A 20,858-nucleotide genomic window follows, 5' to 3' on the forward strand; every position below is an offset into this window, starting at 1 on the left:
GCCGGTAGGTTTCGGTGAGTAGGGCGGGGGTGGCGGCAAGTCCGCGGCCCCCGCCTTCAGCGTATCTCCAGTCTTCAGCGCGTTCCCAGTTTTTGGCGCACCTATGTCGAGCGCACTGTCAGTCTTCCTCGTCCCCGTTGTACAGCTTTCCGTGGAAGCTGGGGTTCAGTAGGTTGTGATGGCTGAGGACGTCGTCAAGGGTGTCCTTATCCAGCAGCCCTTTCTCCAGGACGAGGTCGCGCACGGATCGGCCCGTCCGAGCCGCTTCTTTACCAATCACATCGCCCCAGTGGTGGCCGATCAGCGGGTTCAAATAGGTGATAATTCCGATCGAATTGTCGACGTACCGGCGGCAAACGTCGTCGTTAGCGGTGATTCCGATGACGCAGCGGGTGCGCAGCGTCGTGCAGGCTCGCACGAGGAACCGCACGGATTCGAACGCACATTGCGCGATCACCGGTTCCATCACGTTCAACTGCAATTGTCCGGCTTCCGCAGCCATCGCGACGGTGACGTCGTTTCCAAAGACTTTGAAACAAATTTGATTAACGACTTCCGGAATAACCGGGTTAACCTTCGCCGGCATAATCGACGAACCCGCCTGGCGTTCTGGGAGATTAATTTCGTTTAATCCTGCGCGCGGCCCCGACGATAGAAGACGCAAATCATTGCAAATCTTCGATAGTTTCATTGCCAGACGTTTGACGGCCGAATGTGCATTGACATACGCGCCCGTGTCGCTGGTCGCCTCGATGAGGTCACGTGCAGGCTTAATATCCAGACCGGACACAGTGCTTAGTGCGCGGATCACCGCTGCTTGATACCCCGCAGGGGTGTTCAGGCCGGTGCCGATGGCCGTCGCGCCCATGTTCATTTCACGCAACTGGCTCTGGGCACGTTCCAGCTGACTGCGCTCTTCAGCCAAGTTGTTTCCAAACGCGCGGAATTCTTGTCCTAATGACATGGGGACGGCATCTTGCAATTGCGTCCGCCCCATTTTCATGACGTCGTTGAATTCATTTCCTTTGGCCAGGAATGCGCGTTCCAGGGCGTCGACATGGTTAGCCAATTGTTCAATCGCGAAGTGTAAACCTAAACGGAAACCGGTTGGGTAAGCGTCATTCGTCGATTGGGACATATTGACGTCGTCGTTTGGATTAATAACGTCGTAATTGCCCTTCGGCTCCCCCAAATATTCGAGCGCGAAATTCGCAATAACCTCATTCGTGTTCATATTCACGGACGTGCCCGCGCCGCCCTGGAACACGTCGATAGGAAACTGATCCATCCCGCGGTGTTTGTCGAGAATCTGGTCGCAAGCCCAAATAATTGCCTCTGCCTTTTTGGCTGGCAGAGCATGGACTTCACGGTTCGCGATGGCGGCGGCTTTCTTGACCATCACCATGCCGCGAATGAGCTCCGGAACGTGGTTGATGTTCGTCCGCGAAATCTGGAAATTGTCGACCGCGCGCAGCGTGTGCACACCGTAGTAGGCGTCGGCAGGGACCTGCAGAGTGCCCAGCAGATCGGTTTCCTCACGAAAACTCTGCGCACTCTTCGCTCGCTGCGAGTGCGTTTCCGCCGACGTAATGATGTCCGTCGAGGTCATGACGACCCCGATTCTTTCCGACGACGACCCCGGCGCGGCTACCGGGACGTCCCAGGCTTCGGACGACGAAGTGTAGTGGTCGGCGGATTCCGATGAGGCCACCGTCGGCGATACCTCGTTGTGTTGATCAGTTGGTTCGTTGCCCTGATTGTCGGAGGGCCGGGATGCGGGTTGCTCGGACACTGTAAACCTCGATCTGTCATCGGTGTAACAACATGCTGCATGGGTGGGCAGCGCGTTGACCTGGCTTATTCCCCCTCGATGCGGAAGCTCTCCCCCGAGTGCCGACAATCCATTCGCGCACCCTCGCATTACTAATCAGTTACTGATCACTTGCGTGAGTGTCATCAGGCTACCTTTGCCTCGAGCGAATGTTCACTTGAGACACGTCGAGGATGATCTACCTCAACGACGGGTTATTACCCCACTTTGTAGCAGGGTGTTTATTACAGCCCCACGGTTGGAGGGGCCGACGCCCCACTATCTTCGGGGCGGATGCCTCGATCCCTCGGGTCGCGAGGGTGGCATCATAAACAAGTTCCCGCCGACATAAGGCCACTTCATCGACCCCTTTTCTTAGCGGGGTACCATCTTATTTCACTGCCTTGCCAGCGGGAACTCGCTCTGCAACCAAGAATAGCCGCTCCCCACAGCTAGCGGGAAGAGATATTTGATTCCGAGCCCAAACGGGGGTGGATGGCTCTCGCATCACGGATAGCGAATATGGCGTTCCCCGGTTTGCATCTTGGTGTTCGCTGCCATGTCACAGATACACCGCGCCCACGGACCTCCGGTTGACCCCCGCCCGAACAGACCCCAGCAACGTCGGCAACCTGAACCGCTCTCACGATCCCCAGTGGCAGGCCGGGAATGGGCGGGGTCGGCCACCACACAGCCCCGCGGAATGACGATGCCACCGCGGTCACCAGCGTGAGCTCCAGAGTCAGCAGGCGCAGGCCCGGTGTGACGTCGTCGAAAAGAACTGTCTCGATTGACGCAGGATCAAAGCGCGCCGATGGACTGACTGCCAAACCACGACCCGCCGACGCATCAAAACCCACCGACGACACCTCGAGCGGAGTCCTCACCCGCCTGCGCTCGGCCCGAACCACAAACGTGTCCGCCTCGTCGACGAAATAGCGACACCCGTACAGTTTTCACAACCGACCCTGATATACCCACACAGTTTTCCAGCGCGCGGGCGCAAAGCCTGCGCGACAACATCTCGCTAGCCGAATCGGTCAACGCGTGAGCGTCACCAACGTAAGATTCCCATCCCACTGAACATGAAGGAGAACGTCGTACAGCACACAATCTACATACCGCTTGGTCTAGATTTTTTCATAGCTCTCACCTGAGTGTATATGCGCAAAATAGACAGAGCGGTTTGCACTAGACCGAGCGGTACATTAATCTCGTTTTACGAGTTCGAAAGAGCTCACCGCCGGGCAAGACCGCACCGTTTTCTACAAGCGGTTACGCCGCCTCGGAAGGCAGGAAAACGTTTGGGGCAAACGCCCCGAGAACCGACGGCCACACAAGCTCGGCGGCAACAAAACCACCACACAAAACCAACACAACGAATCACGAGGAAACACCATGACAACCAAGTACGACAACAGCAACGCCGACCAGTGGGGCTTTGAGACCCGCGCCATCCACGCCGGCCAGCCCGTCGATAGTGAGACAAGCTCACGAAACCTCCCCATTTACCTCACGTCCTCATACGTTTTCGACTCGGCCGAGCACGCCAAACAGCGCTTCGGCCTGGAGGACGAGGGCCCGATTTACTCGCGCCTGACAAATCCGACGGTGGCCGCCGTCGAAAATAGGTTGGCTTCGCTTGAGGGTGGAACGCATGCGGTCCTCTTCGCATCCGGCCAGGCGGCGGAGACGGCGGCGTTCCTGAATATCGCGAGGTCAGGGTCGCATATTGTGTCGTCGCCGCGCTTGTACGGCGGCACGGAGACGCTGTTGGCGCACACGTTCCGTCGGCTCGGGATTGAGGTCACGTTCGTGGAGGATCCGGACGATCCGCAGTCGTGGGACGCGGCCGCGAAGGACAACACGGTGGCGTTTTATGGCGAGACGTTCGCCAACCCGCAGGCCGATATCCTGGACATTCCCGCGATCGCGGAGGTTGCTCATAAGCATTCCGTACCGTTGATTGTCGACAATACTGTGGCGACGGCGGCTGCTGTTCGTCCTTTGGAGCTCGGTGCCGACGTTGTTGTGGCGTCGTTGACGAAGTTTTACACCGGCAACGGGTCCGGGCTTGGTGGTGTGCTGATCGACGGCGGAAAGTTCGATTGGACGGTCGAGCGCGACGGCAAGCCGCTGTTCCCCGATTTTGTCGAGCCGGACCCCGCCTACCACGGGTTGAAGTACGCGGACCTGGGGAATGTGGCGTTCGGGTTGAAGGCTCGCGCGGGGTTGCTCCGCGATACGGGTGCGACGCCATCGCCGTTTAACGCGTGGGTCACGGCCCAAGGGTTGGATACCTTATCTCTGCGCATCGCAAAACATAACGAAAATGCGCAAAAAGTCGCTGAATATCTGGAAAGTAATCCGAAGGTCACGAAGGTTAACTTCCCTGGGCTGAAGAGTTCGCCATGGTATTCGGTCAAGGAGAAGCTGGGGCTGAAATACCCGGGCTCGGTGTTCTCATTCGACATCGATGGCGGGCGCGACACGGCGTGGAAGTTCATCGATGCCTTGAAGCTGCACTCGGACCTGGCCAATGTGGGCGACGTGCGGTCGCTGGTTGTCCACCCGGCCTCGACCACGCATTCCCAGTCCGATGAGCCGGCGCTGCGTGCCGCGGGAATCAACGAGTCGACCATCCGACTCTCCGTCGGCATCGAGGACATCGACGACATCATCAACGACCTCAAACAGGCCTTTGAGCAGGTTTAATCTTCTAGGCTAATTTTCTTTGAGGTTAATCTTCTTGCCGACGAAGGGCTGGCCGCGCAACGATGGCCGGCCCTTTGGTTGTGTTTCGTACACCCGTGTGTTGTGCGGGGTGGGGCGCGCCAAACAATAAGGAGGTGTCGGCCGTGGCCGAACAGGTAGAGCTTCCGCCCAATGGGCAGTACGTCGACGTGCCTTTCTCACCGGCCGACGACCCATGGGTGACGGAGGCTGGTGTGCCACTACCTGGTGCGTCACTCCGCATCTACGCTTTTTACACAACCCCGACCAACGCCACACCGGACATAGCACCAGGCGACGTCGCGCCCGACACCAGCGATGCAGCCGACGCGCCCGATCTAACGCCAGACGCCACCCCTCTCCCAAACCCTCTCGACCGCCCGATAATCCTCATCGAGCATGCTCTCACGGGCGATGGCAACGCCGCCGAATGGTGGCAAGGGCTCATCGGCCCAGGCCTCGGCTTCGACACAGACCGCTACCTCATCCTTTGCACGAATGTCCTGGGAGGCTGCAATGGCAGCACGGGCCCGTCGTCGATAAGTCCTGATGGAGCACCGTGGGGGTCGCGCTTCCCGGCCCTATCCATGCGGGACATGGTCGACGCCGAACACTGCGCGCTGGAACAACTCGGCATCCGGCGGCTTCACGCCGTCGTCGGCGCATCGATGGGCGGGGCGCGGGCCCTGGAATGGTGCATCATGTTCCCCGACGTGGTCGCGTCGGCACTGGTTATCGCGGTTTCCGCCCGAGCGAGCGCGTGGCAAATCGGCATTCAGTCTGCGCAAATCCGGTTCATCGAGGCCGACCCCGATTGGCAGGGCGGCGACTATTACGGCACCGGGCGCGCGCCCACTCACGGAATCGGCCAGGCGCGTCGCATTGCACACCTAACTTATCGGGGTGAGCTCGAGCTCGACGAGCGATTCGGCGCCGACCCACAACGCAATGAAGACCCGTACGGCCCCTACCGATCCCGTGACCAGCGCTTTTCCATCGAAAGCTACCTGGATTCGCAGGCTTCCAAGCTTGCCGCGCGGTTCGACGCCGGAAGCTACGTGATCCTCACCGACGCGCTCAACCGCCACGACATCGGACGCGGGCGCGGCGGCATGAACGCCGTCCTCGGCGAATGCACCGTCCCGATCATGGTTGTCGGCGTCGACTCCGACATCCTTTACCCGTTTCACCAGCAGGAACACCTGTCGCGCAACCTTGGTAACTTCATTGGGCTGTCAAAAATCACGACGCCGACCGGGCACGACGGCTTCCTCACCGAGACGCTGCAGACCCGGCGGATCGTTGAAAAGTTCCTAAACAAGATTGCCGACGACGGGGGCCGCGGTGAGATTCGCGATGACGAGGACCATGGGAAACCGTGATGTGAATCGCGACGGTCTGCGGGGAACGGTGATCGAGACAAGTTGGCGAGGAATGTCTAGAGGTTTCTGCGCCTGAGCTCGAAAACTGCGGGGGGATATGCGCCCCAAATAAAAGTGGGGGGTATATGGGCGAAAAATCGCCAAAAATTTGGCCATCCCCCCACAGTTTTCACAACCGACCCCTATATGCCCCCGCAGTTTTCCAACGCGCGTGCACAAGCCCCACAAACTCCGCGCAGAAGCCACACACGCAGATCAGAAGCCCCCCGCGCACGGGCCATATGGGAGCTTCACGGCAGCCACGCGCGACCCCGAACCCCAAACACCATCGCAAAGCAGAGTTAAAGCCCCTCAGGCACAACAAAAGGCGCGCCTACCAGGCTGGTAAACACGCCGTTTGCCTAACTATGAAGGAGAACTAATCCTCCGAGCGCCGTGAACTCATGACATCACGGGCTCATAGCTCGCGGACTAATAGCCCACTTGGACTACTTCTTGCCATCCTTGGTCTCGTCCTGGAACTCGACGCGTTCCTTCTTGAGGTCCTCGGAAACCTTCTGCTTATCGGTGACGGTCTCCTTGTTCAGGTTGACCTTCTCCACCGGTACGGTCTCTTTGTCAACGTTGACCTGTTCCTCGTGAAGCACAACGTCGGCGTTCTCTTCGCCAATGCGGGTGTTGCCCAGCTTCTTGGCTTCCTCAGGCGAGAGCTTCTCGCGCTCGACCTTAACCTCTTCGCGGCTTACCGGAACCTCGACGGTTTCGGTGTCCTCGACGACGTACTTGCGCAGGCGAGCGCGACCGGAGGCCACCTTCTCCTTGTTAACGTTGAGCTGCTCTTCGGAACGGATCACGGAGCCGTCGTCGGAGGTAACAGGCTTCTTGCCAGTGTCAGCGGAGGTCTTCTTGGTCTCAGCGGAGGTCTTCGCAGTTTCCTCACGACGACCCGTCGTACCAGCAGCGGTTCCAGCGGCAGCGCCGGTGCCAGCAGCGGTACCAGCCTGAGCAGCGTTTCCGCGGTCAGAGGTCTGAGTCTGAGCGGAGTCCTGCGTCGTCAAGCCGTAGTGCTTGTACAGGCGCTCTTCTTCCTCGGGCTCCAGACCTTCGTCGGTGTCCGAGATGTTCGGAGCGTCCGAGATCTCATCCTTGGTGTGAGCAACATGGAGTTCCTCGTTGTTCAGCTTGGCGCCAGCCAGCGGGACGAGGGAGCTATTACGACCAAACAGTCCGGTGTTCACGGCTACGAACGTCGGCTCACCGCTATTGCTGTCGACGAAAAGCTGGCCAACTTTGCCAACCTTGTCGCCATTCTTGTCGAAAGCGGTGGACTCGAGCACGGCCTAAATGAACTTCTGATCAGCCACGTAAATCTCCTTTACTGATAGTTACGCAATATATCTAAAAAAACTGTTAAAACAACGCAGTGGGCGTGCTACAAAAACCGAAACCGCAATGGGAGCGCCCTCAGAGAGTAGCACGTCAATCTACGTTAGGTTGCCTGAACGCTTTCGCATCCCGAACACAATTCACACTAGTTGGCTTATCTCAGCTCCGCTACTATATCGCGACAAAAAGGGACATTTTTGCTACCACTCTGCAGCCCCCAACCTAATGCTACAAAGCTTCAAGCTGCGATTATAAGGACTACGTAACGATCAAGTAACAATTAACTGATTTTCCTGTACCCCCGAAAGAATGCTTGCCGACGGGGGATGCACCTCGTCACCTATTTGACCCTGATATCCCTTGCCGACGCTGCGCTAATGCTTGCTATACCAACCCCGTTCTCGGTACCCGATGGCGCAGGGGTGGTCACCGCGTGGTCTTTGACGTCGGGAGCGTCAGAAGCGCCCTCTCTTTTTGCCACCAGCTGAATGTTCATCATCCCGCCGTAAGGGCGTGGCAAAACAGCAACATTAACCCCCGGCACGATTCCCTTCGTCGCTAAATAACGCAAAAGACCCGAGTCACGGTCAGCAATGCGCACAATCCGCACCACGTCACCTTCCTGCGCAGTATCCAGCGGCAAGCCAGGATCGGTTTCGGCGACGTTCCCCTCCTTGTCCGGGATGGGATCGCCATGCGGATCGCGCGTGGGATTGCCCATGAGAGCCGCGATGCGCTCGACAAACGTGTCCGACACGGCATGCTCAAGGTGCTCGGCCTCATCGTGGACTTCATCCCAGCTATAGCCGACACACTCGCACAGGTACATCTCCAACAAGCGGTGCCGACGGACCATTTGCAAAGCCAACGGTCGCCCGGTTGAGGAGAGCTCGATGGGCTTATACGCCTCATGAACGATGAGCCCCTGCTGCACCAGCCGCTTCAACGCCTCTGACACCGTCGACGCTTTCTGCCCTAGGACTTCGCCGATCCGCGTCGACGTGACCGGGCCCGCGTTCCACTCGCCCAGGTCATAAATCACCTTCAGATAGTCCTGGGTGCGGTCCGGCAAATCAGAAACGTGCATGCCCTCATCGTATTAGGTGACCAGCACATCAAGCTAGGGGCTGTCACACGGAGCTATCAAACTAGGGCCACCGAACCAAGGCCCTTGACACGCTCGGCGGGGTGGACATAAGGTTCCCCCAGTTTGAAAATACATTACATTGAACTTTTATAATGAACGTGATGAATTTTTTATTCAGGGGGTTGGTATATTCGGGCTGTAACTCACACTAATTCCCTGATAAACGGACATATCCACGACGTCCCTAATCCCCAAGAACCGACAACCGAAAAAAGAACAACTAACAACCGAACGTAAGGATTCACATGGCTCCCTCACTCGGCCTCTCCTCCCCGACGGATAATCCGCGCTCACGATCCACCGCATCCAAACACCCACGTCGACACGCAAAAATCCTGCCCGCCATCGCCGCCGCGCTCGTCGTCGGGCTCACTGCCAGCGGCTGTAGCGCACTCTCCGACGATGACAACGGGAAGAAAGACGTTTTAGCAACGTTCACGGTTTTGGCCGACATTGCCCGGAACGTCGCCGGCGATCACGTCAACGTCAATTCGCTGACCAAGCCGGGCACCGAAATTCACGGATACGACCCCACACCGTCGGACCTCAAATCGGCAGCAAAAGCAGATCTCATTATCGCCAACGGTCTCGGGCTAGAGCATTGGCTGGACAAGCTCACCAGCAATTCCGATGCCAAACGTGTCGTCGCCACGGATGGGATTGAGCCCCTCCCGATCACCGATGGTGAAGCCAGCGGCGAAGACAACCCCCATGCCTGGATGAGCCCCACCAACGTTAAAAAGTACGCAAGTACCATCGCGAAGGCCCTAGGGGACATCGATCCCGACCACAAAGACGACTACAACGACAACGCGAAGAAATACTCCGCCAAGCTGGACACCATTGGCAACGACCTCCGCGCCGACCTCGAAACCGTCCCCAAGGACAAACGTGCGCTTGTGACCTGCGAAGGGGCGTTCTCCTACCTGGCCAAAGACGCGGGACTCACCGAGCACTACATCTGGCCCGTCAACGCAGAAACCGAAGCCACACCTCAACGCATGAAGGACACCGAAGAGTTCGTGCGCGAACACCAGGTTCCCGCTGTGTTCTGCGAATCGACCGTTGACTCCGGCCCCCGCGAACAAATCGTCCGCGCCACCGGGGCAAAGGACGGTGGCATCCTCTACGTCGATTCACTATCTGATCAAGATGGCCCCGTCCCTACGTATTTGGATCTCATCCGGTACGACGCCGACACCATCAGCAAAGGACTCACCAGCTAATGCAGGACAGAACACCGCAAGAACCCCTGGTTAGCGTCGATAAGCTCGGGGTTACCTACACGCACAACTCCGGAGAGCCAGTGACCGCACTGCGCGACGTGACTGCGTCGTTCTTCCCCGGAACCATGACCGCGATCATCGGGGCGAATGGTGCGGGCAAATCCACGCTTTTCAACGCCATCACCGGCCAACTGCGCCCCACCACGGGCACCATGAACGTCGACGGACGCATCACCTACATGCCGCAAACAGAGGCCGTGAACTGGGACTTCCCCATGACCGTGCGTGACGTTGTCCTCACCGCATTCCGACACCCCACTCGCGACGACAAAGCCACTGCCGACGAAGCCCTGGCCAGCGTAGGAATGACCGCCTACGCCACCCGCTCGATCCGGCAGCTCTCCGGAGGGCAGAAGAAGCGCGTTTTCATCGCTCGTGCACTCGCCACCCAGGCTCCCATTCTTATCTTGGACGAGCCCTTCGCCGGCGTTGATCAGGACACCGAAGAAGTGCTGTTCCGAGTCCTGACCGCCCGGCGCGATCGTGGCGCCCTCATCCTGCTCTCGACGCACCACCTCGGTACGCTCCGCTCGATGGATCGGATCGTTGTCCTACAAAAAACAATCATTAGCGACGGGGCCCCAGATGACACCCTCTTCGCCGCCTCACCCAGCGTTCTGTTGGGCACCGCGCTCATGGAGGACATGAGGAAGGACGGCGACGCAGAATGAACCCCTTTGCGTTAACCGGCGCGTTCCCTGGCGCACCGATCCACGCATCACTTGCATCAGCGTTTATCGAACCCTTCACCTATAGCTTTATGCAGCGCGCTGTCATCGTCACGTCTGTGACGGCACTGTGCACCGGACTTCTCTCCGCCTGGATAATCCTGCTCGGATGGTCGCTCCTCGGCGACGCGATCTCGCACGCCGTCCTCCCCGGCGTCGTCATCTCCTATATCCTGGGCATCCCGTTCTCCATCGGCGCGCTGATCGCCGCACTGCTCACCGTCGGCCTCATCGGGACCATCCGCGGAAAAACGAACCTCAAGGACGACACCGCCATCGGCATCGTCTTCACCACATTTTTCGCATTCGGCCTGGTACTCATCTCCATGACGCCGTCGACAACCGACCTACACTCCATTCTCTTCGGAAATCTCCTGGGTGTGCGGCAATCCGCCCTCATCCAAGTTGTCGTCATCGCGCTACTCGCGTCGGCACTTGTGCTGATCAAACGGCGGGACATTACTCTCTGGAGTTTCGACGCGATCAACGCCCGGTCGCTCGGCATCAATCCCACACTCATGCGCGGGTTCATGCTCACCATGCTCGCGCTCGTCATTGTGGCGTCGATGCAGGCAGTGGGCGTGATCCTTGTGGTCGCCATGCTGATCACACCCGGCGCGATCAGCCTTCTCATCTTCGCCCGGATGCGCAGCACGCTTATCTGGACGCCGGTCATCAGTTGGGTGACTGCCATGACCGGTCTGCTGATCAGCTACTGGACCGACGTGTCCAGCGGAGGAATGATCGTCGTCGTGCAGGGCTGCACATTCATGGTCGTATTTGCGACGAAACACTGGGTTTCGCGTGTGCGGCACCGGGCTCATCAGGGCACGCCACGGGAGGAGAAGAAGCCGCACGAGGAGGGCGCGCAACAACGAGCCGCACAGACCTAACGTCGGCTATTTCTTCTTCCCTTTCTTAGCGGCCTTCCCCTTCTTCCCCTTCTTACGCTTCTCCGGCTGGTGGGCCCTGAGCTCCGCGCGGTCCTGGACCACAATGACCTGCCCACCATCACCCGGATCGGGCTTCGGAATAACATCCGCCGGGTCGATCAGATATACGCGCTTACCGTCCAGAGTTAACCGTCGCGCCACCTCCAGAATCATGCGCCGCGCGACCCCATCCAACGCATGAACATCGGTCAGGTCCAGGGCCACCGCCGGCTCTTTAATCGTCGTGCTTGAGAACTCGCGGACAATCTTCTCCGCACCCGCGAAGCGCAAACTCCCCTGGATCGAATAGACCTTGATCTTCTGCGGCTTCACTCCCTGCGCCTTTTCGTCGTCAGTCAGGTCCTGGACCAGCACCGTCGTGTTGCGGATCACCGTCTGCACCGACGGAGGAACCTCCATGAGGTGGATCCCCATGTCGCGAGACATCCGCTCAAAAAGACGCACACCGCGCACACTATTGCCATGTTCGTCCAGCCGAGGCGAGAACGTCGCCACCCCAATCTGACCAGGCAACGCGCCGATCAAACCACCCGCGACGCCCGACTTAGCCGGGATGCCAACCTGGGTCACCCAGTCGCCCGCAGCGTCATACATGCCGCACGTCGTCATGACGCTCAGAACCTGGCGGACCACGCGACCCGACACCACTTTCTCGCCGGTGATCGGGTTAATGCCCTTGTTCGCCAAGGTCGCGGCCATGATCGCCAGGTCCCGCGTCGATACCAGAAGAGAGCAGGACCGCGTGTAGCCCTCCACGATCACCCGCGGATCCTGGGGGAATATGTCGTAGCTGCGGAGCATGTGGGCGATCGACAAGTTCCGGTGGGCGTGGTCCAGCTCCGAGCCACACACCCGCTCATCAACCTGCAGCCGACGGCCAGCAAACGCCGACAACCCGTCAATGATCCGCTGGAGGCGCTGACCCTGGGTCCAATCGTCACCGCCCACCAAGGAATGCGTCGTCAGCGCGCCAGCATTAATCATGGGGTTGAGCGGGCGACCTTCCTCGTCCAGGGACACCTCGTTGAAAGCCTCACCGGACGGTTCCACGCTGACACGCTTCAAGACATCGCGAAAACCACGGTCTTCCAGGGCAAGCGCATACACAAATGGCTTCGCGATCGACTGAATGGTGAACTCAGTCTCCGTATCGCCGGAGCCGTACACTTTGCCGTCGATCGTCGCTAAGCTGACACCGAATCTCTCGGGATCAACATTGGCTAGTTCCGGAATGTAGCTCGCGGGAGCACCCCGATCACCTGGGCGAACGTCCTCGAGAACCTCGTCCAAATAATCAGTGACCATGGATTTCATAGAGTTTTGCTCCGATCATTCATCAATCATTCATAGGTGTGAACCATCACCTTGTATGTACTACCCTCAGACTCCCTCGTCGTCAGGTAGCGGAAACCAAGTTTCTCATACAAGGCCTGGGCACGGTCATTGCCCTTCTCTACACACAAACTCACTCCCGGGCGCCCATCATCCCGCGCCTGATCCAGAGCCGCCGTCAATAAACGACGGCCGAGACCCCCACCCGTGTGGCCTGGCGCCAATGCAATCGCCACCTCCGGATACTTCTCCTCCACGAAACCGGTCCCCGGATCCTCCGCGGTAAACGTACGCAACCACGCCGCACCAATCGGCTCACCAGCCTGAACCGCAATCACTCCGCCCTGGTCAGGGGTCCACTTGCCGACGTAGTGACGGTCGGATTCGGAAAAGTCCTGCTCCTGGGCAGCGTCCTCATCGCCCCACGTCTCCGTCAAGTGATTCATGCGGATCAGGAAATCCCTATCCTCCTCCTGAGCTCGCCGGATCGTCACATCCTCGTCACCACGGGAAACCGCTGAACCACGTGAAGCACCTGAAACGTGTGAAACCCCTGCCATTCTTCCTTTAACCTCCTCATCGATGAAGCGACGTGCTCGCGGGCCGACCACCTAAGCACAACGCCCCTACCCTAACGCCCGCTCGCGAGCCCTTCCACTACCCACATTCTGGTGCACCGAAACATACACGCGCACAGTACGATAACAACTATGAAAACTCATTCCCCGGGCGCACTCCCCCGCCCGAGCAGCTCCCCCGCGCCACACCGCGCATCGTTTGCAACACGTACCCGCGGGTTGGCGGCAACACATAGTCGCGCACTCTTCGCCATCGTCGCAGCCGCCGTGCTGGTGGCGTCGGCAATGACTCTGATACCACGCACAGCACTCGCCGGAAGCCAACAGGAACCGGCCTCCATCACCGCACGAGGGCACATCGGGCAAAGTGGAAAATGGTACACCGACGGCAGCGGCCGCGCGGTCCTCACCCAAGGCGTCAACATGGTGTACAAACACCCGCCGTACACCGCCGAAGCCGGTGGCTTCAACGAGGACGACGCCGACTGGCTTGCCAAGGAAGGTTTTGACTCCGTCCGCCTGGGCATCATTTGGAAAGCTGTCGAGCCCGAACCGGGACAGTACGACGACGCATACCTAGACTCCATCGCGAACACCGTCAAGATGCTGGGCAAACGCGGCATCATGACGCTGATCGACGCCCACCAGGACATGTACAACGAGAAGTTCGAAGGCGAATTCGCCCCTGACTGGGCGGTTATCGACGACGGCCTGCCGAGCCTTCTGAAAGTCGGCTTCCCGACTAACCAAGCGGTCAATATCGGCCTGATCCGCGCCTATGACAACTTTTTGACGAACAAGCCCGGCCCCGGGGGCGTTGGCCTGCAAGACCGCTACGCCGCCATGTGGAAGCACGTCGCTGAAAAAATGGGCTCACTACCAGGCATGATGGGGTACGACATTATGAATGAGCCGTGGCCCGGCAGCGCGTACCCCTTATGCTACCTCGCCCTCGGTGATTGTGGGGCGGCCACCCAGCACCTCGACGCGTTGCACCAAAAGGCCGCCGATTCCATCACCTCGGTGGACCCCCAGGCAATCGTTCACTACGAGCCGTACTCCATGTGGAATATGGGGTTCAACACTCGGCCGACCGCGCCGCGAGTCCCGGCATCTGCGGGAACCGCGCTCAGCTGGCACGTGTACTGCCCCACCAATGCCATCGCTGGCACCTACACGGGATGCACCATCCCCGACGGCATCACCTTCAACAATGCCGACAACGTATCCGCGGCTAACAATTCGGCAACGCTGCTCTCCGAATTCGGCGCGACCGACGACGCTGACACTCTGCTCGGCGTCACGAACCTGGCCCGCCAGCACCTCACCGGATGGCAATACTGGTCCTACTGCGGATGTGACGATCCGACCACCCAGAACCAGAAAGAACAAGGCATCGTCGCTGATCCCACCGTTGGTGGACCCGTCACTGCCGACGCTGTCAACAAGGACAAGCTCGCCATTGTTGCGGCGCCGCACCTGCGTGCTGCTGCGGGAACTCCGACGTCGACAAACTGGGATCCGAAGGCAAAAACCTATACCGCCAGCTGGACGACGGACCGCGTGGACGGCAAGGGAACGTTCGATAGCGACATCACCAGCGAGATCGTCGTTCCTACCGTGAACTACCCCAATGGGTTCAGCATCAATGTTGAAGGTGGAACGGCGGAGGTCGCCAAGGACGGCACGACAGTGCATGTCACGGCGCACGACAAGAACGTGCGGATCACGATCGCGCCGAAATAGACGGTGCGAGGTCAACGGGCACGGCGGGTCTAGATGACCTGGCCGGCCTACCCGGCCATCGCGTCCATCGACACGGCTAAGTACAGCACCACCAGGCCCACTCCGAAACAAAACGCAACATCAAAGCGACGAGAGCGGACGGAGAGAACGCCGAGCGTTTCCGAATCGCACGTCGCCCGGGCGATGGCCAGCCACACCATGCTGGCCCCCATCACGAACGACCCCCGACGCCAGTGCTCGAACGCGACAAAGAGCGCGGCAACAGACATTCCGACCACAAATAGGGCCACCGCGATACGCTGGTACATCAACGGGATGCGAGAGACGAAATCCCCGTCGTGTGGGTTCGACAGCATCGACTTCTGTGACGTGGTCCCCCGCAGATGGTCCCCCCACTTCACGTATGCGTCGGGAATGGGTGTCTTCCCTGCGCCGCTCATTTAGCTATCCCCGCCAAACGCTCACCGCGTTCCACCACGTTCGCCATCAGGAATGAACGCGTCATGGGCCCGACGCCCCCGGGGTTCGGGCTCACCCACGCTGCTTTGTCCCACACATCGGGCGCGACGTCGCCCGTCAGCTTGCCGTCGACACGAGAAACACCCACATCCAAGACGGCCGCACCGGGCTTAATCATGTCAGCGGTGAGCATGTGTGGTTTACCGGCTGCGGCAATAACGACGTCGGCCGCGCGAGTCTCGGCCGCCACATCCTTTGTCCCCGTGTGGCACAGGGTCACCGTGCTGTTCTCACTTCGACGGGTCAACATCAACCCGAGCGGTCGGCCGACCGTAATCCCCCTGCCGATGATGACGACTTTCGCGCCATTGAGTTCCACACCGAAACGTCGTAACAAATGAATGCAGCCATTGGGTGTACAGGGCAGCGGGGCCGGCTCATTCAGCACCAGCTTCCCTAAGTTCACCGGATGCAGGCCATCGGCGTCTTTCTCCGGGTCAATCTGCTCCAACACGACGTTCTCATCCAGATGCTTCGGCAACGGGAGCTGCACAATATAGCCGGTGCAGGTGTCGTCGGCATTGAGCTCATCGATAACAGCCGATAGGTCCTCCTGGGAAATATCCGACGGGAGGTCCTTACGAATGGAACGGATGCCGATCTGCTCGCAGTCCTTGTGCTTCATGCGGACGTACGCTTGGCTGCCGGGATCATCACCAACCAGTACTGTGCCTAAACCCGGCTGGTAACCAGCATCTTTTAACGCTGCGACACGACGGGTGAGATCCTCGATGATCTCCGAGCGGTACAAACGTCCATCAAGCGAAGAAGCCATGCCGACAGTATAACGAACCCGCTTATTCTCGCTTCCGGGTTCTTTATGGATTTTTCTGGCTTCTTTATGGGATTTTCCGGGTGAAAATTACGGGTACGACGTAGGCGCTCTAGTTTTCCGCAGCGCTCACGAGTTACCTGCAGTGCTACAGCACTTTTGCTACGCGCAGAGTCCGATAGTGATGAGAATGACGGCCAGCAGAGGGAGTGACCCCTGCTTGACGGCTGCACTGCGATTGTCGGGCGACCACACCCACAACACAAGCGCCGCTGCGAGCATCGACCCCACCCCTGCGAGGGCTAAAGCACCGCCGACGGCCGTCGCTCCGGCGACCAAGAAACCGAGGGCCACGAACACCTCGAGGGCGAGAAAGAGGTTATAAAAACCCTGGTTAAACGCTAGTTCTTTTGTGGATACTGCTTCGTCTTCACTCATCCCGAATACTGATCGCGCGCGAGAATGAGTCCACGCCACCGACTCTAAATAAAAGATGAACACGTGGAGGAGGGCCGCAAGAGCAGCAACAACTGCACCTAAGAAGATCATGAGTGGATACTCTACTTAACGTCCCTAGCTAACGTGTCTGCAGATGTGACAGGGCGGTCGTCATACACACCAACAACCCCACTAACACAAACAAGTCTCACGCTGAGCCACTCACCATAAACACGGTGACCAACTAAGTATGAGGACGCCCTTCTCCGTGACCGTGAGGAGGTGCGTCGAAGAAACTAGTCCGAGGGTTGTTACGCGGCTACTAGGTAATTCGCTGCGCGATCTGTCATAGCGCCGGTAGCCTTCATAAAATCGGCAACAGTCGCTGAATCCCTGAGTGGAAGGTTTGCAATTGGCGTCGCGCCCATCGGCTTATCTCCTGCTTCTGTTGTGAAAACCGTCTGCCATTGAATATTGTCTCCAACTGGCATACAGAGGTAGACGCGGTCCACGGTGCCAATCTGATTGAGAACATCGCTGAGCATATTGTCCGGGAGTGCGACAACAGCGATAATATCCCCTGTTGAGGCGTACCCATTATCGAAAGTATGAACATACTCGGGATGCGTGATTAGTTCATTTTTAACTGCATCAACGATATGGCGACGGGTTAGCATCTTGTTTCCATTGCGGTCTTGTCGCGTGCGTACCCATATGTCTGGATATGCGTCGTCAGCCGCACGCACACAGCGTTCGTGAAACTCTTCAAGCTCAATCGAATCTTGTGAGACGTCGCGTAGCAGCGCAAGAGCGGATTTCACATCATTACGCGCTTCGACGAGAGTGTTACCCGAACCGTACGCGGACTAGCTAACTCCATAGGCTTCCCACTGCGGATCCTGGTTTTCGTAGCAACGGAAGACAACTGGTTGAATTGTGGCCATTTGTCCCGCACCCCCCTTTTTTAGCTAGTCCCCTCACTGGACTGTCCCGTGATTTTAAGACTAGCCGGCCAATGGAACATACCTCGTACTGTTCCTGAGTGGGCGTCCCCCGCGCCCACTGTCAAGAAGGCCCTAGCGTGGTTTGGGTATGACGTTGCCCGTCGACTTCAACCCGCTACTTCAGTTCTTTAGAGCTCAGCCCCAGCTCACGGCGAGCAACAACCAACTGCTGGATCTGCTGCGTTCCCTCGAAGATGTCCAGGATCTTAGAATCGCGCGCCCACTTTTCCAGAAGCTCGCGTTCAGAGTAGCCCCACGGTCCAGCCAGTTCCACAGCCTTGAGGGTGATATGCGTGCCGACACGCCCCGCCTTCGCCTTCGCAATCGACGCTTCCTTGGTGTTGGGCTTCTTATTATCCGCCATCCACGCCGCACGCAACGTCAACAAGTACGCGGATTCCCAGTCGCTCTCCAAATCGAGGTATTCCGCGACCGCGGCTGACTGAGCATACTTGGGCTTGTCATAATCAATGACCTCACCAGCATCTTCCAGCACCTCGCGGAGCTTTTCCAACGCGCCACGAGCACACCCGATAGCCATCGCCGCCACCAGCGGGCGCGTGTTATCGAACGTCGCCATTGCACCGGCAAAGCCCTTCTTCGTGCTCACCTCTGGCGAACCCAACAGGTTTTCCTTCGGTACGCGCACATTATCCAGGCGCAATACCGCAGTGTCCGACGCCTTAATACCTAACTTGTGCTCCAAGCGTTCCACTGTGAAGCCGTCGGCTGACTTCGGAACGACGAACGACTTGATAGCCGCCCGACCTTTGGACTTATCCACACTCGCCCACACGACGACGTGGTCGGAGCGCTCACCGGCCGTCACGAAGATCTTTTCACCGTTAATGACGTACTCGTCGCCGTCGAGAGTTGCTGTTGTTGACACGGCAGCGGAATCCGAACCAAAACCAGGCTCGGTGATGGCCATCGACGCCCACACCTTGCCGATGCGCTCCAACTGCTCATCCGTTGCAACGGCCGCGATGGCGGAGTTTCCGAGGCCCTGGTACGGGATGGATAGCGTGAGGGCCACATCGCCCCAGCACAGCTCCAACACGTTCAGCACCGCGGCCATATTTCCGCCATTGCGGATGCCGTCGGACTTTTTCTTCTTATCGCCGCGACCACCCGACGCGCCTGCCATACCGCGGCCAGCGTCGGCCATACCTTCCACCATGCTGGCCATGGTGTCGAGTTCGACGGGGCGCTCGTGCTCGGCGAGGTCGTACTTACGGGAAATGGGTCGGAAGATTTCGGCGGCCGCCTGATGGCCAGGGTTCGCACTCTTCTTCAAGAAGCCAGGAAGTTCTAGGTTAATCATGATTGTGTCCCTCCGGGGTCACATAAGAGCGTTTAACGCTGTGGGTTTTATTCGGTTAACAACATCGTGTTCATGTGTGCGTGCATCGCGGGCCAAGTGCCAGCTCACGCGGGTTCTGGCTAGCCGTTTACAGAACGATCGTTCCTTCAGCGACGCCGATTGCACGCAGATCCCTGTACCACCGCTCCACGGGATGCTCCTTGGTATAACCATGACCACCCAGCAACTGGACTCCGTCTGACCCGATCGCCATGCCCTTCTCAGCCGCCAAGTCACGGGCCAGAGCGGCCTCGCGGTGGAACGTGAGCCCCTGGTCCGCGCGGGAGCAACCACGCAGCGCGACCAAACGCATGCCATCGAGTTCAATGCGGATATTCGCCACCGCGAACGCCACCGCCTGACGGTGAGAAATCGGCTCACCAAACGCCTGACGCTCGTTGACGTACGGCTTCACATAGTCCAGCACCGCCGAACATGCCCCCACAGCCAACGCGGCCCAGCCCAACCGGGACCGTCGAATAATGTTCCGGTAGTCGCTCTCCCTGTCCTCGGCAGAACGATCCGCCCCACCAAGAACGTTCGACGCGGGAACGCGCACGTCGTTCAAGAGCAGCCGGCCCAGTCCTGCCGCGCGCAATCCCATGCTCGGATCGGGCTCAATCACGACGCCATCAGCATCGGATTCGACGATGACCAGCGTCGGAGCGTCGTCAAGCATGGTGGCGACGACGAATAGTTCGCAGTTACCAGCGTCGGGAACCAAGGCCTTGACGCCCTCGATCACCACGTCATCGCCCTCGCGGCGAGCAGTCGTCGACAAGGAGAAAGGATCGAACAGCGGCTGAGGCTCGGCGACGGACACCGCGGAGATCGGAATATCCTCGCCCGCGAACGCCGGCAAATACGTGCGCTGCTGCTCGTCCGAGCCGTACGCGGTCAAGGTCGCGGCGACACCGGCCGGGGCCATCACGGAGAGGGCAATGCCCGGATCGGCGTGGGCTAGCGCCTCCGTGACGAGGAAATTCGTCGTGAGATTGGACCCGGTAGCGATTCCCTCGAATTCCTCCGGAACGTTCACCATCGAAATGCCCAGGCCAAGAGCCTCTTTGCGGAGGTCCTCAGAGACGGCCGCCGCTTCGTCGGCATCGTGGGCCGCGGGGCTAATGCGCTTCTCAGCGAAATCCTTGATCGTCTCGACGATCATCTCCTGGTCCTCATCGGGCGTGAGGTCCCACACGATCTTCTTGGATTCCGCAGCCTTTTCCTCGGCCTCGGCGTCGGGTTTTTCGTCGCCAATCTTCTTATCGTCCCCCAGCCCGAGGAAGGGGAGGCGAATCGGGGACTGCCCGCTGGTGACCCGCTTAAATTCGCGGGTTGCCGCGCCGAGAGACTTCATGCCTGTCTTCGTCGACTCATAGGCAATGCGGTCGATGCGTTCATTGAGGCCATACTTCGCGGCGAAATCGGAGCCGGTGACTCGCGTCAACAGGCGCATCGCCGTGCCCATCGCGTCCCGCTTAATGCTATTTTTCCCGACGGTTGAGTCGTTGCCGTCAGAGTTCTTGCCGCGGGATTTTGCAGCGTTGTCGCGGGCGCCTGCCGCGGAGCCAGAGCCATTGTCGCGTTCATTCGTTGAAGACATTAAAGGCCTTTCGGTCGTTCGTGTCGGCCACGCACCGGTCGACGATGCATTGCCAGGAAGCTTACATAAGCATAACGC

18 protein-coding genes are annotated in these 20,858 nt (G+C 58.9%); 6 read left to right on the top strand and 12 right to left on the bottom strand.

Annotation, left to right across the window (positions count from 1 at the left end; genetic code table 11):
* Positions 1-118 precede the first annotated feature (118 nt).
* Both aspA and KCQ76_RS03565 read right to left on the bottom strand, forming a co-directional pair.
* Positions 119-1,609 carry an aspartate ammonia-lyase gene (gene aspA / locus KCQ76_RS03560; protein ID WP_046202831.1) on the bottom strand — a complete coding sequence of 497 codons (1,491 nt, stop codon included), beginning with the start codon at positions 1,607-1,609 and terminating at the stop codon, positions 119-121.
* Between the two features lie 653 nt (positions 1,610-2,262).
* Positions 2,263-2,697 carry a hypothetical protein gene (locus tag KCQ76_RS03565; protein WP_146003184.1) on the bottom strand — a complete coding sequence of 145 codons (435 nt, stop codon included), beginning with the start codon at positions 2,695-2,697 and terminating at the stop codon, positions 2,263-2,265.
* A 511-nt stretch (positions 2,698-3,208) separates the two neighbouring features.
* Here KCQ76_RS03565 and KCQ76_RS03570 point away from each other — a divergent pair.
* Entirely contained in the window at positions 3,209-4,525 is a 1,317-nt protein-coding gene (locus KCQ76_RS03570) for an O-acetylhomoserine/O-acetylserine sulfhydrylase (RefSeq protein ID WP_046202686.1), read from the top strand.
* Positions 4,526-4,668: 143 nt separating this feature from the next.
* Positions 4,669-5,925 carry a homoserine O-acetyltransferase MetX gene (metX, locus tag KCQ76_RS03575; RefSeq protein WP_046202687.1) on the top strand — a complete coding sequence of 419 codons (1,257 nt, stop codon included), beginning with the start codon at positions 4,669-4,671 and terminating at the stop codon, positions 5,923-5,925.
* A 488-nt stretch (positions 5,926-6,413) separates the two neighbouring features.
* Here metX and KCQ76_RS03580 read toward each other — a convergent pair whose 3' ends face one another.
* A complete protein-coding gene (locus KCQ76_RS03580) occupies positions 6,414-7,262 on the bottom strand; it encodes a YsnF/AvaK domain-containing protein (protein ID WP_046205101.1) in 849 nt (282 codons plus the stop codon).
* A 389-nt stretch (positions 7,263-7,651) separates the two neighbouring features.
* Positions 7,652-8,398: a metal-dependent transcriptional regulator gene (locus tag KCQ76_RS03585; RefSeq protein WP_046202689.1), complete on the bottom strand. Its 747-nt coding sequence runs from the start codon at positions 8,396-8,398 to the stop codon at positions 7,652-7,654.
* Positions 8,399-8,703: 305 nt separating this feature from the next.
* On the opposite strand from KCQ76_RS03585, the gene KCQ76_RS03590 reads away from it, so the two are divergent.
* From KCQ76_RS03590 to KCQ76_RS03600, 3 genes are read left to right on the top strand one after another with little or no spacing between them, the layout of a single operon-like run.
* Positions 8,704-9,684 (top strand): metal ABC transporter substrate-binding protein, encoded by a 981-nt coding sequence (locus KCQ76_RS03590; protein ID WP_082089753.1) that lies wholly within the window; start codon positions 8,704-8,706, stop codon positions 9,682-9,684.
* Complete coding sequence (locus KCQ76_RS03595) at positions 9,684-10,415, top strand: metal ABC transporter ATP-binding protein (RefSeq protein WP_060941919.1); 732 nt, start codon at positions 9,684-9,686, stop codon at positions 10,413-10,415. The genes KCQ76_RS03590 and KCQ76_RS03595 overlap by 1 nt, the downstream gene beginning before the upstream one ends.
* Positions 10,412-11,365, top strand: a complete 954-nt coding sequence (locus KCQ76_RS03600) for a metal ABC transporter permease (protein WP_231725341.1) — start codon at positions 10,412-10,414, stop codon at positions 11,363-11,365. The genes KCQ76_RS03595 and KCQ76_RS03600 overlap by 4 nt, the downstream gene beginning before the upstream one ends.
* A 6-nt stretch (positions 11,366-11,371) precedes the next feature.
* Here the strand turns inward: KCQ76_RS03600 and KCQ76_RS03605 are convergent, their stop codons facing one another.
* Positions 11,372-12,739, bottom strand: coding sequence for a glutaminase (locus tag KCQ76_RS03605; RefSeq protein ID WP_046202690.1), 1,368 nt, complete (start codon positions 12,737-12,739; stop codon positions 11,372-11,374).
* A 26-nt stretch (positions 12,740-12,765) separates the two neighbouring features.
* Positions 12,766-13,317, bottom strand: a complete 552-nt coding sequence (locus tag KCQ76_RS03610; RefSeq protein WP_082089752.1) for a GNAT family N-acetyltransferase — start codon at positions 13,315-13,317, stop codon at positions 12,766-12,768.
* Positions 13,318-13,467: 150 nt separating this feature from the next.
* Between KCQ76_RS03610 and KCQ76_RS03615 the strand changes: the two genes are divergently transcribed.
* The gene (locus tag KCQ76_RS03615; protein WP_231725343.1) at positions 13,468-15,081 is read left to right on the top strand and encodes a cellulase family glycosylhydrolase; all 1,614 of its coding nucleotides are present in this window, start codon (positions 13,468-13,470) and stop codon (positions 15,079-15,081) included.
* 47 nt (positions 15,082-15,128) lie between these two features.
* Here KCQ76_RS03615 and KCQ76_RS03620 read toward each other — a convergent pair whose 3' ends face one another.
* From KCQ76_RS03620 to KCQ76_RS03645, 6 genes are all read right to left on the bottom strand, one after another.
* Positions 15,129-15,521: a DUF3017 domain-containing protein gene (locus KCQ76_RS03620; RefSeq protein WP_052722159.1), complete on the bottom strand. Its 393-nt coding sequence runs from the start codon at positions 15,519-15,521 to the stop codon at positions 15,129-15,131.
* Positions 15,518-16,375, bottom strand: coding sequence for a bifunctional methylenetetrahydrofolate dehydrogenase/methenyltetrahydrofolate cyclohydrolase (locus KCQ76_RS03625; RefSeq protein ID WP_046205100.1), 858 nt, complete (start codon positions 16,373-16,375; stop codon positions 15,518-15,520). The genes KCQ76_RS03620 and KCQ76_RS03625 overlap by 4 nt, the downstream gene beginning before the upstream one ends.
* A 159-nt stretch (positions 16,376-16,534) precedes the next feature.
* Complete coding sequence (locus KCQ76_RS03630) at positions 16,535-16,921, bottom strand: DUF1304 domain-containing protein (RefSeq protein WP_046202691.1); 387 nt, start codon at positions 16,919-16,921, stop codon at positions 16,535-16,537.
* 200 nt (positions 16,922-17,121) lie between these two features.
* On the bottom strand, positions 17,122-17,631 hold the full coding sequence (locus KCQ76_RS03635) for a hypothetical protein (protein ID WP_046202692.1): 510 nt from the start codon (positions 17,629-17,631) through the stop codon (positions 17,122-17,124).
* A gap of 298 nt (positions 17,632-17,929) precedes the next feature.
* Entirely contained in the window at positions 17,930-19,138 is a 1,209-nt protein-coding gene (locus KCQ76_RS03640) for an acyl-CoA dehydrogenase family protein (protein WP_046202693.1), read from the bottom strand.
* 127 nt (positions 19,139-19,265) lie between these two features.
* Positions 19,266-20,780, bottom strand: a complete 1,515-nt coding sequence (locus tag KCQ76_RS03645; protein ID WP_231725345.1) for an acyl-CoA dehydrogenase family protein — start codon at positions 20,778-20,780, stop codon at positions 19,266-19,268.
* Positions 20,781-20,858 lie beyond the last annotated feature (78 nt).

Source organism: Corynebacterium parakroppenstedtii (assembly GCF_019754935.1).
GTDB classification, from domain to species: domain Bacteria; phylum Actinomycetota; class Actinomycetes; order Mycobacteriales; family Mycobacteriaceae; genus Corynebacterium; species Corynebacterium parakroppenstedtii.